This is a genomic window from Dyadobacter sp. Leaf189, assembly GCF_001424405.1.
Taxonomy (GTDB): Bacteria; Bacteroidota; Bacteroidia; order Cytophagales; family Spirosomataceae; genus Dyadobacter.
This window is the reverse complement of record NZ_LMPS01000006.1, coordinates 301,515-315,688: the sequence shown is the minus strand read 5'-3', so window position 1 is coordinate 315,688 and position 14,174 is coordinate 301,515. Positions and strand designations below refer to the sequence as shown.

15 protein-coding genes are annotated in these 14,174 nt (G+C 47.5%); 10 read left to right on the top strand and 5 right to left on the bottom strand.

The genetic code is table 11. From position 1 onward, the window contains the following. Nucleotides 1-126: 126 nt before the first annotated feature. Together ASG33_RS19885 and ASG33_RS19880 are read left to right on the top strand one after the other, a co-directional pair. A complete protein-coding gene (locus ASG33_RS19885; protein ID WP_056289483.1) occupies nt 127-678 on the top strand; it encodes a hypothetical protein in 552 nt (183 codons plus the stop codon). A gap of 11 nt (nt 679-689) precedes the next feature. Next, a complete protein-coding gene (locus ASG33_RS19880) occupies nt 690-1,013 on the top strand; it encodes a helix-turn-helix transcriptional regulator (RefSeq protein ID WP_056289480.1) in 324 nt (107 codons plus the stop codon). Here the strand turns inward: ASG33_RS19880 and ASG33_RS19875 are convergent. Next, on the bottom strand, nt 1,010-1,936 hold the full coding sequence (locus ASG33_RS19875) for a S1C family serine protease (protein ID WP_056289478.1): 927 nt from the start codon (nt 1,934-1,936) through the stop codon (nt 1,010-1,012). The genes ASG33_RS19880 and ASG33_RS19875 overlap by 4 nt on opposite strands. Before the next feature lie 109 nt (nt 1,937-2,045). Further along, on the bottom strand, nt 2,046-4,031 hold the full coding sequence (locus ASG33_RS19870; protein ID WP_056289476.1) for a T9SS type A sorting domain-containing protein: 1,986 nt from the start codon (nt 4,029-4,031) through the stop codon (nt 2,046-2,048). 373 nt (nt 4,032-4,404) lie between these two features. Between ASG33_RS19870 and ASG33_RS19865 the strand changes: the two genes are divergently transcribed. From ASG33_RS19865 to ASG33_RS19850, 4 genes are all read left to right on the top strand, one after another. Further along, on the top strand, nt 4,405-5,343 hold the full coding sequence (locus ASG33_RS19865) for a ring-cleaving dioxygenase (protein WP_056289474.1): 939 nt from the start codon (nt 4,405-4,407) through the stop codon (nt 5,341-5,343). Nucleotide 5,344: 1 nt separating this feature from the next. Beyond that, nucleotides 5,345-5,968 carry an alpha/beta hydrolase gene (locus tag ASG33_RS19860; RefSeq protein WP_056289471.1) on the top strand — a complete coding sequence of 208 codons (624 nt, stop codon included), beginning with the start codon at nt 5,345-5,347 and terminating at the stop codon, nt 5,966-5,968. Between the two features lie 110 nt (nt 5,969-6,078). Then, nucleotides 6,079-6,657 carry a Crp/Fnr family transcriptional regulator gene (locus ASG33_RS19855; RefSeq protein WP_056289469.1) on the top strand — a complete coding sequence of 193 codons (579 nt, stop codon included), beginning with the start codon at nt 6,079-6,081 and terminating at the stop codon, nt 6,655-6,657. A 146-nt stretch (nt 6,658-6,803) separates the two neighbouring features. Then, the gene (locus tag ASG33_RS19850) at nt 6,804-7,268 is read left to right on the top strand and encodes a PA2169 family four-helix-bundle protein (protein WP_056290533.1); all 465 of its coding nucleotides are present in this window, start codon (nt 6,804-6,806) and stop codon (nt 7,266-7,268) included. Nucleotides 7,269-7,360: 92 nt separating this feature from the next. Here ASG33_RS19850 and ASG33_RS19845 read toward each other — a convergent pair whose 3' ends face one another. From ASG33_RS19845 to ASG33_RS19835, 3 genes are read right to left on the bottom strand one after another with little or no spacing between them, the layout of a single operon-like run. After that, on the bottom strand, nt 7,361-7,609 hold the full coding sequence (locus ASG33_RS19845; RefSeq protein WP_056289466.1) for a hypothetical protein: 249 nt from the start codon (nt 7,607-7,609) through the stop codon (nt 7,361-7,363). A gap of 11 nt (nt 7,610-7,620) precedes the next feature. Further along, nucleotides 7,621-8,124, bottom strand: coding sequence for a CinA family protein (locus ASG33_RS19840; protein WP_056289464.1), 504 nt, complete (start codon nt 8,122-8,124; stop codon nt 7,621-7,623). Between the two features lie 25 nt (nt 8,125-8,149). Continuing rightward, nucleotides 8,150-9,787: an alpha-amylase family glycosyl hydrolase gene (locus tag ASG33_RS19835; protein ID WP_056289461.1), complete on the bottom strand. Its 1,638-nt coding sequence runs from the start codon at nt 9,785-9,787 to the stop codon at nt 8,150-8,152. Nucleotides 9,788-9,977: 190 nt separating this feature from the next. Here ASG33_RS19835 and treZ point away from each other — a divergent pair, with 190 nt between their 5' ends. The 4 genes from treZ to ASG33_RS19815 all read left to right on the top strand — a co-directional run bounded on the left by treZ (nt 9,978) and on the right by ASG33_RS19815 (nt 14,105). Next, complete coding sequence (gene treZ, locus ASG33_RS19830) at nt 9,978-11,834, top strand: malto-oligosyltrehalose trehalohydrolase (protein WP_056289456.1); 1,857 nt, start codon at nt 9,978-9,980, stop codon at nt 11,832-11,834. A 44-nt stretch (nt 11,835-11,878) separates the two neighbouring features. After that, nucleotides 11,879-12,847 (top strand): MBL fold metallo-hydrolase, encoded by a 969-nt coding sequence (locus ASG33_RS19825; RefSeq protein WP_056289451.1) that lies wholly within the window; start codon nt 11,879-11,881, stop codon nt 12,845-12,847. A 211-nt stretch (nt 12,848-13,058) separates the two neighbouring features. Then, complete coding sequence (locus ASG33_RS19820) at nt 13,059-13,550, top strand: response regulator (protein ID WP_056289448.1); 492 nt, start codon at nt 13,059-13,061, stop codon at nt 13,548-13,550. Between the two features lie 183 nt (nt 13,551-13,733). Beyond that, nucleotides 13,734-14,105, top strand: a complete 372-nt coding sequence (locus ASG33_RS19815) for a hypothetical protein (protein ID WP_229238752.1) — start codon at nt 13,734-13,736, stop codon at nt 14,103-14,105. Nucleotides 14,106-14,174 lie beyond the last annotated feature (69 nt).

Genomic DNA, 14,174 nt, shown 5'->3' with positions numbered 1-14,174 from the left:
CATTGCAAGCCAGCTTCCTGCTGTATCTTTTGTTTTTATTTCCTTTCAGCCTGTTACCAATTTCCGGAGCCCACGTCTAAACGATAGAAAGTAAATTTATCTAAAATAAACTTAAAGGTTGATTTTATGAAAGTTGGTGGTATCTTTGTGGTTGTTCCGTATAGCCTTTTTGCGGTTCGTTTTAATTCCGATCACAATCACGAGTTTACAAGGCTGTTTGAAAATTGGAATGACGCCTTTTATCTGGAAGAGTTTTTCGAAACACACAAAGGGGATTTGGCGGAATATTGGCAGGATATTACCGTAGAAGAGGCGGTATTAAGAACCAGGCAGGAGGCAACAAGGCTTGAAAAGCGTTTGCTGGCGATAGCGAAGCGAGGGATGAGCAGTAGGTATGAGGGGCTCTCAACGCTGTTCAGGCCACTGCATAATGGCACACAGCGTCTCGATCCATTTGAAAAAAGTAAGGCAAAAGGGGATCAGAGGCAGAGCTGGTTGCGGATTTATGCGGTGAGAGTGGATGTGAACTTCTTCATTATCGCAGGTGGCGCTATCAAACTGACGAGGACAATGAATGAACGCGAGCATTTGTTGAAGGAGCTTCATAAGTTGGATGCCGTCGTTAATTATTTGCGAACTGACCAAAATGACGAATTTGGAATTTTTGAACTGTTTTAAATATCACAACTATGAGTATTCAAAAAGTAAAGGAGAAGGTTATCAAGCAGGCGGTAGTCGATCTTGAATGGCAGGATACGGCGAGGTTCAGAGCGGAAAATGCTGCTTGGATGGATGTATCTTTTAAGATCAGTCTGGCGATTTTGCGTACGTTGAGAGCGCGCAAAATGAGCCAGAAGGATCTTGCAAAAGAAATGCAATGCTCGCCGCAGTATGTGAACAAGCTGGTTCGCGGATCTGAAAATATGACGCTTGATACCATCTGTAAGCTTGAAAAGATCCTCGGTATCAAATTGATCGAGTTACCTTTTCAAGATACAGTGCAGGCAGGTTAGGCCTTCTTCTCAGTGGGGACGATGATAAAGTGGAGCAGTTCTGTGTGTCGCAGAACAGAAATGTTGGTTACATTCAAAATGTCACGATGCGTCAGCGCCCTGAAAAGTTCATTTGAATTATTTACAGGCTTGTCATTGAAAGAAACAATAATGTCACCTTCCAGAAGTTGGGAACGGGAGGCCGGGGTATTTTCTTCAATGCGGGTGACGAAAATGCCGCTCTTATTGGGAAGCTTGTAGTGCTGCCTGATTTTCTCATTCACAGGCACATCCTGTAATTGTAACCCCAGATATGCCTTGAATACCTTTCCGTCGCGGATAAGCTGGCGTGCAATTTCCTTTGCCGTATTAATGTCAACAGAAAAGCTTAGTCCCTGAGCACCCTGGATTACGGCAGTGTTTACACCTACAACTTCACCGTCTGTGTTGATCATCGGTCCACCCGAGTTACCCGGATTCAATGCGGCGTCGGATTGGATCACATTGTCAACCATCCTGCCCGATTGTGTCTGCAAAGTACGTCCCAATGCGCTGACCACGCCTGTGGTAACGGTATGCTGGTAACCATAGGGATTTCCGATCGCAATCACGAACTGGCCGATCTGTAACTGGCTTGCATCACCCAGTTTTGCTACCGAGTAACCTTCCGTGTAAATTTTCAGTATAGCCAGATCCGTGTCCGGGTCTTTCCCGATGAGCGTAGCCTCGATTTCGTTCTCATTCAGAAGACTTACCATGATCTTCTCCGCGCCTTCAACCACGTGGCTGTTGGTAAAAATAAAACCGTCGGAAGAAAATATGAAGCCAGAACCCGAGCCCGCGGCCCGCAGCTTACCATTAGTTGTTTTATAGGTATCTATTTTGACAACGGCGTTCTTGATCTGATCCACCGCGCTGATAATCATAGTTGAAAAAGTGTCCATAGCTGCTGAGTTTAGCTTTTTCTCAACACGGTCAAAAAAATGGCCAGCAGCTGAAATGTGCCAATGTGGCGGATTGCTGCTAAACAATCCGCCAAAAGGGCGCGAAAGTCTACCTTACCAGCTTAATGCTTTTTGATCCCACGACAAGGGTATAAATGCCGCGCGGCATTTTCCGCATATCCACTTCCAGGCTCCTGCTGTTTGTCACAGATTTGTAAACGGACCTTCCATTCGCATCAATCAGCTCCACATTGCCTAGTACAAGCTGAGACTTGACATTGAGCTGATCAGCAACAGGATTGGGGAATGCACTGACTGTTTCTGACCCGTCGATATGAACAGGAACTACGCGGGTATGCGCAAAATCGCCGTTTTCATCCACTTGTTTCACCCTGTAATAGTAAATGCCGGGCAGCAGAAATTCATCTTCAAACTGATACGCTGTTGTGTTCCGGGTATTACCTGCGGCGGCTACGGATTTGATGACCTCAAAAGAAGCAGCATTCGTGCTCCGTTCCACTTCAAAATGCGATGCACTAACCTCTGCCGAAGTAGCCCATTCAACCATTACCCGTCCGTTTTTGTTTGATTTTGCGGTGAAGCTCTTCCAGGTAACGGGCAGTGAGGAACCCATAACGGAAAGCTCCGGAGACAAGATTGTATTCCGGTTGCTATCGACAATTTTCAGGCGGTAAATTCCCGCTCCGACTGTCCATTGCTGGGTGGTATTTTCAATCTGATTGCAGGTGCTGAACCACTGATATTGCGAGCCTGCCTGAATAGCTGGCCCGGTGAATGTGATCTGAGAGCTCCCGAATGCGTAAGCAGCTGCTACCGCAGGGGGCGGCAAAGCAGTATAGGGTTCTGACTGATTCAGAAATTCCGGGGTTATCTTGTCAGACCAGAATCCTGCGAGATGGATCAGCCCGGAGTATACTTGTCCGTCGGGTGACATGGTTACGCCATCGCCCCTGAAATGGATCTGGTCGCCGCGGTAGTTGATATCATAATAGGGGTCTGTTTCTGGTCCGGGATACACGTGCGGGTAAGTTCCATTGTTATTGATCAGTTCATTTTGTGCATTGATCACATTCGTAGAAACCCTGCTGGCGCCTTCCACAGTAAACCTTGAAGCGCGCGCAACGATCCATGCCAGATTGTTTTTACCTGTCAGCGAGCGGCTGGCGCTGATTACCTCCCAGAGATTCGAGATGTAGCGGCTGTAAGTATTGTCACCGGGATGTTCGAGGTAATTGTCTGTTTCGCCCTGATGCCAGAGTACCGCACGTACGCCCAGCTGCGCGATGTAGTAGTTCAATGCAATGCGCAGGTGACCGAAAGGCATACCAGCCGGAAAGGTATAGCCGAATGCGCTGACCGGCTCAGTATTCGCATTAATGGATTGCTTCCAGTTTTCTACGCCGGTACTGGACCAGCCTCCATTGAAGATCATCACAGGTACCCTGAATTTCTCGTAGATCTTATCTCCAAAGGAACCCCAGCACCAGGCATAGTTACCGAACGGGGCCGTTTTTACATTGGCGCCCAGCTGTACAAACTCGGGACAAGGCAGTTCCAGCGAGGGGTAGGGCGTAATGGTTCCTCCATTCACATTCTGATAATCCACGCTATTGACCTGATCGTGCGCAGCGCCCGGCCCGTTTGGATTGGAGTCGCCACCGGTGGCATTGGATTGTCCGGCAACAACGAACACTTCACCAACTCCCACGTGCTGCACGGTAGTTATTACAGGCTCAATGCCTGCTTTTACAGCGCGCACTTCAAGGCGGTACCAGCCGCCTTTCACAGTCATCGAACCGTAAAAGTGACCTGCTTCGATGGTATTATCAATCAATGTCCACCCGCCACCCGCAGGGGCCGCCTCGCCTTCACCGGCGATCCAGGGAATGAACCGCGCTTCAATCTGCTGAAAAGGTTTTGTAAGATACCCTCCGATATATACGCTGGCTTCATTTGCATTGCTCCTCTGGAAGACAGCCCGGTCGGCGGGAAAACTTACTACAACCTGTGCAAGGCTTGTTGTAGCGCCATGTAGAATGATAATTGATGTAACTAGTTGTAAAATTTTCTTCATAGACGAATGATTTAGTAAGGTGATTGATTGAAAACCGAATAAAATCCACACTTAAATCCCCGCACAAGACACAGCATGCCCGAATGCCGGAAACAGCATGAAGACAAGCGTAATCTGACCTGGATTGAGCGTGAACCTTGACTAATATATCAAAGTTGGAACGGAGAAATCATCAGGTGCGACCTTAATTATCAAGCGGGGGAAATGGCTGAAAGAGCGGAAATGAATTAGTTTTCAGCGTGGTATAAATAGTTTATGATTTTGTTCGAAAAATGTAGAATTGTTTTTCTTGTCCTAGTTCAATGTTTTGACCTGCCTCCATACGGTAGCTTTGTATCATCAAAATCAAAAACGGATTTAAACAACGAAGCAAATGGAAAATACAATCAACGGGATACATCACATTACGGCCATTGCAAGTGATGCTAAAAAGAACTACGATTTTTACACCCGTATACTGGGATTGAGAATGGTTAAAAAAACGGTCAATTTCGATGATCCTAATACTTACCACTTTTACTATGGCGACGAGAATGGTACGCCCGGAACAATCCTGACATTTTTCCCCTGGGGAAGTCAGATCCCTGCCGGAAGAAGAGGTACGCGGCAGGTGACTGAAATCGGATATGCTGTTCCCGAAGGGAGCCTCGATTTCTGGTTGAAAAGGTTTGAAGCGAATGGGGTTACTTACAACAAGGTTTCGGAGAAATTCGGCGAGCAGTATCTTACCTTCCTCGATCCTGACGGTTTGAAATTTGAACTGACAGTTCCTGCGAAAGCGGATCTTAGAAAACCTTGGGAAACCAATGAGGTAACTGGCGAGCATGCAACCCGCGGTTTTCACCATATCACGATTACGAGCAATAAAATTGAAGAAACGGCCAAAATCCTGACTGACATTTTCGGGTACCGTTTGCTTGAACAAAGTGTAAACAGATACCGGTTTATCACCGATGCAGTTGAAAACGCGGCACTGGTTGACCTGGTAGAAGTACCCGGAGAAAGAGCGGGGCATGTAGCCGGAGGATCGGTGCATCACGTTGCATTCAGGGTTGCAAACGATGATATTCTAATGGAGTTCCGGAAAAAAGTAATGGAAGCCGGTCATCAGATCACGGATAAGATCGACAGAAATTACTTCTATTCACTTTACTTCCGTGAGCCGGGTGGGGTATTGTTCGAGATCGCAAGTGACAATCCCGGATTTGCAACCGACGAAACCGTTGCAGAACTAGGCACAGGCTTAATGCTTCCGCCACAATATGAACCAAGAAGAGCTAAAATTGAAGCTGTTCTTCCAAAACTTAACTGATATGTACACGCATCAAATGGACGTCGTGACGGACGGGGTGCCCGTTTCAGAAGCGAAAAAAGCAATTATCATGCTGCACGGCCGGGGCGGCTCAGCCGAGAACATTATCTCGCTCAGGCGCCAGCTGAAACTGGACGATATGGCGATTTTCGCACCGCAGGCTACTAATAACAGCTGGTATCCTTACAGTTTTATGGCGCCTGTATCGCAAAACCAGCCTGCACTGGATTCTGCTTTGGAAACAATTGCGGGTGTAGTGGCTATGATCGAGAGCAATGGGATCAGTCCGGAAAACATTTACTTCGCCGGCTTTTCACAGGGTGCTTGTCTGAGTCTGGAATATGTGGCGCGGAATGCAAAAAGGTACGGCGGTGTCATCGCGCTGACTGGCGGACTGGTAGGAGAGGAGCTCATGGAAGACAATTATCAGGGTGATTTTGCAGGTACTCCCGTCTTCATTTCCACCGGCGACCCCGATCCCCACGTTCCTGTTTCGAGGGTAAAAGAGAGTATCGCAGTGTTGGAGAGGCTCAATGCGTTCGTGACTTTCATGGTTTATCCCGGCAGACCGCACACGATCCTGGCTGGGGAATTCAAGCTGGCCAACGAACATGTTTTATCCTGAGTAATATTCTTATTTTATAACTGAAAACCCGGCTTTTGATGTAAAAGCCGGGTTTTTCGTATTTAAAGGGCATAATATAATATCTTGCCGCCAAATGGATCATCAGAAATATGTTTGAACAAATCAACCAATATGCATTACGGTGCATGCAGTTTTCACCCGGAGATCTTGAACTGTTTGACTCACTTCTTCAACATAAGAAATTCGCGAAGAAAACTTTTCTGTTGCTGGAAGGTGAAGTTTGCCAGTTTGAAGCATTTATCCTGAAAGGCTGCATCCGGACTTACTACATAGACAGTACCGGCGCGGAAGTAACGCTGCAATTTGCGATTGAAGACTGGTGGGTAAGTGATATTACCAGCTTCCAGAACCAGACGCCCAGCCACATGTATATAGAAACGCTGGAAGATTGTGAGGTGCTGCTTTTAACCCCTGAGAACAAGGAAAAGCTGCTGGCCAGCGTGCCAGGCTTCGAACGAATGTTCAGATTGATGGTACAGCGCAACCTGGCGCAAACGCAGGAGCGGCTTTTCAGGACCATATCCACCAGCGCGGTAGAAAAGTACCTGGATTTCCTTAACCGTTACCCCACCATTCCCCAACGTGTTGCCCAGCATTATATCGCCTCTTACCTGGGCTTTTCACCGGAATTCCTGAGTAAAGTACGCCGTAAGCTGAGTGCTCAATAAATGCCTGTACAAATTGGTAACACCCTTTGCATATATACGGCGCAAAAAGCTCCACAAACAAGCTTTGAAATATTCTTTTGAGCAGCTTTATGGCTATGGAATGATTGTTTCGCTTCCTCTAAGCACAACCAAACATGAAAATTGTCATGGCACAAAATTCAGAAATTGTAGAGGTACTAAACGACTTGATTCTGATCAATAACGATCGCATAGAAGGATATAAAAAGGCATCAGATGAAACAAATGCTTCTGATGCAGATCTGAAAACTTTGTTCAGCAATCTGGCAGAGCATAGCAGACAACACGTTGCAGAACTTACAACCGAAGTGAATTCACTGGGTGGAGAACCTGTAACCGGTACCATGCTTTCAGGAAAGATATATCGGGCGTGGATGGATGTCAAAGCAGTGTTCAGCAGCAAAGACAGACAAACCGCACTTGAAAATTCAGAATTTGGCGAAGATGCTGCGCAGAAAGCTTATGAGGCAGCATTGAAATCAGATACACTCACACCAGAATTACACGCTATCGTTACAAGACAAAAAGCAACTTTGAAAAGCGGCCACGATACAGTGAAAAGACTGCGTGACGCGGAGAAAGTGCTTCATTGACATTATACTTCATCAACAAATAGGAACGAGAAAAGCCGGCTAAATGCCGGCTTTCTTGCTTTTTAGCTGGTAACCAAATTTCAACTCGCAATTTAAGCTTTACCCTTGTTATCCCAGTGATCCTTGATCAGCTTACCTGACTGATCTTTCACCATCACTCTGGAAAACCTGTCGCCCTTAATGCGGCCTTCCGCGTCAAGACTTCCGATAAACAGCATCACAGGATTGCCGTCCTCGTCGGTCTTAAAAGCGATATCGTACCGGCCGAACTTTTGGTTAACCATAGTCGCAGGCGGGTACTTCTTGTTCAGCTGCTTCAATAATTTGTCGCCGATTTTCATGGTCAATGCATTTAGGCCGCTTTCTCTTCGGGCTGCGAGCGTGGTATTTCCTGCAGGATCAGTTTGGCTACCATATCAATGCATTGCAGCATAATCTCTTCCGGGCTTCCCTTAAAAACTTCCCTTGCAGCTACCGACTTATCTTTGAAATAAGCGTGGACAAACATGGTACCTACCGGTTTTTCGGTCGTTTCACTTCCTCCTGGACATGTTAATCCTGTGACACCAATGTGAATGTCAGCAGGAATAAACGATTGTAGCCGGTTTGCGAGTTCCTGGGTCACTTCCGCACTTTCCGGCGTGAACTTTTGGATCATATCAGCGGGAACATGCAGGATGGTCTGTTTCAAAAGTGCATCGTAACATACAAGTCCACCTTTTAAGATGGTACCCGACTCGGCGCACAGGGAGAACTCTGCGGCTAACCTCCCCGCGGTTGCACTTTCGGCAAAAGCCACTGACAGGTTCTGAGCTGCCAGTGCTTTGCCACATTCAATAACTATTTGTGAAGGCATATATTTAAAAGATATAATTTGAAAATCAAGACAGCCTGATCAGCAGACCTTCGTCACCGGCGAGGGTGATGATATCTTCCACCTGCATTCCCACGCGCTCGGTTTCAGTTCCAAGTACGATCGTACCCTTATAGCTGGTATTGTTGCGCGGCTTGAAGTAGCAAGGCCGGTGGCTGAGGTTGAGAATGATCAGGAATTTTTCGTCCCCAAACTCCCTGGTGTAGGAAACCAGCTGCTGGTCAGAATAAACCGGACTGTAAGCACCAATATTCAATGCAGCGGACTCTTTTCGCAGAGCGATCAGCTTCCTGTAAAAAGCCAGCATGGAATACGGGTTGCTCTTCTGGGTTTCCACATTCACCCTTCCTGAGTTGTAGGGCAGTCTGAGCCAGGGTTTGTTTTGTGAAAAACCGCTGTTGATCTCGCTGCTCCATTGCATTGGCGTACGGGATGGATCGCGGCTTACATTGAGGTCCGGCATGTTCAGTCCCTGCGGGTCTACAATCTCGTTGATAGGAATCGCCACGTCGCGCATTCCGATCTCATCTCCATAATAAATAGTAGGAGTACCGCGCAAGGTCAGCAGCATTAATGCAGCAATTTTTGCCTGTGACCGGCCAATGCGGCTCGAAATCCGAGGTTTGTCGTGATTACTCAAGACCCAGTTTGGCCAGCCCTGAACAGGTAGTGCACCTTCATATTCGTCAATAGCAGCGGCGATCCTGGCTGAATCCCACGGCAGGGTCAGAAGCTGGAAGTTGAACGGCAGATGTGCGCCTTTGTTGTCCAAACCATAATAGGTAACCAGTTTCTGGATTGGCAGATATATTTCACCGATCAGAACGCGATCATCATATTGGTCGGTCAGCTCGCGCATCATTCTTACAATATCGTGTACCTCCGGTTGGTCAGTTGAGTATACCGGATTGTAATGGTCATAAATCAGATCATCTGCATTATAGATGGAATCGGGCGAAGGCGGATTGTCCCGCAGCTGTTCGTCCTTGATCATATGCCACATAACATCCACACGGAAACCGTCGATTCCTTTGTCCAGCCAGAATCGCATCACGTCCAGCATCGCCTGTTGTACTTCCGGATTTCGCCAGTTCAAATCAGGCTGTTCTTTCAGAAATGCGTGGTAATAGTATTGTTGGGTTTGTTCGTCCCATTCCCAGGCGTGCCCTCCGAAAACGCTCAGCCAGTTGTTGGGCAATGCGCCGTTTTCGCCTCCGTCGTGCCAGATATACCAGTCGCGCTTCGGGTTATCTTTTGAAGAGCGGCTTTCCAGGAACCAGGGGTGTTGGTCAGAAGTATGGTTTGGGACCAGGTCAAGCAGCAGTTTCATGCCGCGGCTGTGTGTCTCGTGCAGCAGCTCGTCGAAATCCTCCATGGTACCGAAAAGCGGGTGAATGCCGCGGTAATCAGAAATGTCATAACCGAAGTCGGCCATTGGGGAAGGATATATCGGTGAGAGCCAGATACAGTCGACGCCCAGCCATTGCAGGTAGTCGAGCCGGCTTGTGATCCCTTTTAAATCACCTACACCGTCGCCATTAGAGTCCTGAAAAGAACGCGGATAGATTTGATAGATAACCCCGTGCTGCCACCACAGGTATTTGGTTTGATTCAATGTCTCGGTCCTTGTTTGCTCCGTAATCATAAGTAGTGGTGTTTGTCAATGTTTTGATTTCCCGCGAGCACTCAAAAATCGCGCCTGCCTAGTTTTGGTGCCGCTTTTGCATTAGTATGTGCATTAGGGTTACACATATTTGCTACAATTCGGATGGCACAATTTTTAAGCAATCCGGACTTACTTTATTACAAAATCAATCGAAAAAACCACCTTATATATGAAAAGAGCCGGCGCTTGGTACACAGAAACCGGAGTTCAATTCAGAGTATGGGCGCCAGAAAGAAAGCGGATGCGCCTGCAACTTTTTGGCTCAAATGAAGAATTCCATGATATGCAGCCGGTGGGTGAGGGGTATTACGAATTGCATCTGAACAGGGTTCCAAACGGAACTAAATACAAGTTTCTACCGGAAGGCGAGACCGCTTTCCCTGATCCTGCGTCCCAGTTCCAGCCGGAGGGCGTGCATGGTCCGTCGGCCATTGTCGATCATCAATATTTTCAATGGAGTGACCTTTCCTGGAAGGGTCGGGCATTTGATGAGCTGATTATCTACGAGCTTCATATCGGAACATTCACTGCCGAAGGGACATTTAAAGCCGCTGCTGAAAAGCTGCCGGAACTTGCAGCAAGCGGCATTAATGCGATTGAACTAATGCCTGTTTCGGAGTTTCCCGGAAATCGTAACTGGGGTTATGATGGCACTTACCCATACGCGGTACACAGCGGCTACGGCGGTCCCGACGGATTGAAGTACTTCGTCAATGCGGCACACGAGAATGGAATTGCCGTGATCCTCGACGTCGTTTTTAACCACCTCGGCCCGGAAGGTAACTACCTGCACGAGTTCGGTCCCTATTTCACCGAATGCTATGTGACACCCTGGGGAAAGGCGATCAATATGGACGGAGAGTGGTCGGATGGAGTGCGGAATTACTTTTCTGATCTGGTTCCGTTCTGGTATGAAGAATATCACCTCGACGGTCTCCGCCTCGATGCAATACATACTATCTACGATAAAGGCGCGGTACATTTCTGGGAGCTGGTGGAGCAGAAACTGAAACAGGCCAGGCAGCGCAATGGGCGCACTTTCCATATGATCGCTGAAAGTGATCTGAACAGTCCGAAAGTGGTAAAAAGCGCCGAGTATGGGGGATATGGGTTTGATGCCCAGTGGCTCGATGATTTTCACCACGCATTTTACGTCATGCTGGACCCGGCAGGGGCAGATCGTTATGCAGACTTTGGAAAAGTAGAACAGGTAGCAAAAGCATTCACAGACGGATTTGTGCATAGCGGAGAGTATGTAAAATTCCGCAAGCGCAGGCACGGTGCTTCTTCGGTGGGACTTCCCGGTGACAGTTTTGTCGTATTCAACCTCAATCACGATCAGGTGGGAAACCGCGTAGGAGGGGAGCGGCTTAGTGTACTGGTGGATTTCGAGAGACAAAAGCTCGCGGCTGCTGCCATTATGCTTTCGCCTTACGTACCCATGTTGTTCATGGGTGAAGAGTATGGAGAAGACACCCCATTTTTCTATTTTGTGAGCCACACCGAGGAGGATCTGATCGAAAAAGTTGTGGAAGGCAGAGCCAGCGAATTCGCTGAATTTGGCTGGGACGAGCAGCCGCCTAATCCGCAGGAAGAAGATACTTTTCAAAGGTCCAAGATTCAGTGGGAGAAGCGAAACACGGGCAAGTACCGGGTATTGCGCGACTGGCATTCCACTTTAATCAAACTCCGGCAAACGCACCCTGCACTAAGAAACTTCAACAAAAATGATGTGCGTGTTCACCTGCTTGGCCCGCAGGCATTTGTGCTCATCCGTTTGAGCGCCGACCAGCAGGTGCAGCTCGCGTGTATATTCAACCTGTCTGATAACACCGTGACCTGGACATTCCCGGAGGATAAGCCACAATGGACCGTTCTGCTCGACTCGGCCGAAATGCAGTGGGCAGAGGACGCAGATGCGGCATTGATGCGTGATCGGCACGAACCTACACATGTATCGTATAAGGCTTCCGTTGTTGGCGCGGGCGTAAAGGTACTGGAAGCCGCAGATCCTGTTCAGGCATGATTTTAAATGTAGGAAGGCAAATTTTGGACTTAACTCTGCTTGATATGGAACAAAATGAGATTCAAAAAGATAAATCATACTTCCAGGTAGCGGAAGGGGTTTGGGGACTCACGGATATTTTTACCAATGTATATGTGATCAGAAATGACGCAGATAATTCATGGGTACTGATTGATGCGGGGTTAAAGACAGGTTATGGGAAGATTAAAAAAATGGTCGGCGACCTGTTCGGCGAAAATGCGCGGCCGAGTGCTATCTTGCTCACGCACGGACATTTCGATCATACCGGGTCGTTGAAGAAACTGGCCGAGGAATGGGACGTGCCTGTTTACGCGCATTATCTCGAACTCCCTTATTTGCAGGGTAAATCAGCATACCCGCCACCAGATCCTTCTGTGGGCGGCGGACTGATGTCATACTTTTCAGAGTTTTACCCAAAGCATTCTGCCGATGTGATCGACAGAGTGGGAGCATTTCCGGGAATAGGGCACGATGTGCCAGGGTTGCCGGAATGGAAGTACATGCATACACCTGGACATTCCCCGGGTCACGTTAGCTTCTGGCGTGAAAAAGATAAAGTGCTCATTGCCGGCGACGCATTTGTTACCACCGTCGCAGAGTCGGCCTTCTCGGTAATGACACAAAGCAAAATCATTTCTGGTCCGCCCAAGTATTTCACCTGTAACTGGCTGGAAGCCGAGAGCTCTGTGGAGATGCTCGCCTCCCTGTTACCAGAAGTAGTTGCAACCGGGCACGGAAAACCGATGAACGGGAAGGAAATGCAGCAGGAGTTGCTGGAACTTGCTTACTATTTTCAGGAGCAAGCCGTGCCGAAGAAAGGACGATACGTGATGTCGCCTGCCATTACCGATAGTCAGGGAGTTGTTTCCCTGCCGAAGGAAGGCTCTAACCCCGTTGAAGTATTCCTGACGATCAGCGCAGCAGCTGCAGTGGCAGCTATTGGAATTGCATTGTATGCCAGATTTAAGAACGAGCGAAGCTACCGTTTGTAGTTTCTGATTCAAATGAACCCGCACCTGAAAAGCGTGCGGGTTTTTTGTTGACCAATGTCACCGGTTTTCCGCATTGCCCATGTTACAAAACCGGCGATTCAGGTACTTCGTACACAGTTCTACCGGTAGCTCAATTCGGTATATGTCTGGTATAATATTTGCACTTTATAAGGCGCTAATTCATCAGAGCAGTAAAACCTGAACCAGATTTATGGAGAAAAAAGAAGTCTATCTAGTTGACGATTCAGCCGATCATCGCTTATTGGTACGCACTATTTTTAAGGAATTTCTACCAAACTATCACGTAAGATTTTTTCAGGGTGCGAGTGAGCTTTATCAGTTTATGATATTGCAGTCGTCTCCGGAATATGCAGGAAGACGGCCTGGCCTGATCATCCTTGATTTAAAAATGCCCAATATCGACGGCTATGATCTGTTGAGATTGCTGAGAAAAACGCCGGATAATCATGTAACCCGCTGGTCTACAATCCCGGTAATAATTCTGACCCATAGTTCCTCGGATGTAGATATCCAGAAGTGCTATGAAGCGGGAGCGAGTTCTTTTATGATCAAACCGGTTGAGTTTGAAGAATTGCGCTTCCTGATCGAAACCATTTGCCACTATTGGCTGGACTACAATTTACTTCCGCCGGCGAAAACTTCCGAGAACCGCCTGAAAGAGTCTGAAAACGAAAATTCGTGATCGTGCTTAGCTGGTCAAAATGCCGCAATTGCTCCTCAATATCTCAAAAAAGATGTGGGGAGCAAATGTTTTTGGCGGCGTATTGTGACCACTCGCTAACAACATTAGCCGTTCACTAAATGAAATGTTTCAATCGTGTGAGTTCACCCTTTAATTTGGTCCCAACTAATAAAAAAAGCAGCTGTGGAAATCACTAACAGAGAATTCGGAGCAACAATTATACTGATTTGCATGATCGCTTACTGGGGCTATTCATCGATCAGAAAGCGGATCAGAGAGGAGAGAAAGAGGAGGATATTGAAAGAAGGAGTAGAGGCAAATGCAACCGTACTCAACATTACCCCGACGGGTGAGTACCTGAATAACCAGCCCGAGTTTCAGGTGAAAGTTAAAATCAAACCGGAACAAGGGGAAGATTTCGTCGCAGAGATGACGGAAGTGCTGTGCTATTCCAAATACGATAAGATCAGACAGGGAGGACAGGTGTTGGTTAAATATGACCCTGAATATTATGAGCGGGTAATATTCCTGCAAGCTGCTGAATCGCTCGCCTGATCACTTCTTCTATTTAAAAATTGTAAGGATCAGGCGTAAATGGAATGATGGATTGGAGGAGTGGGAGAG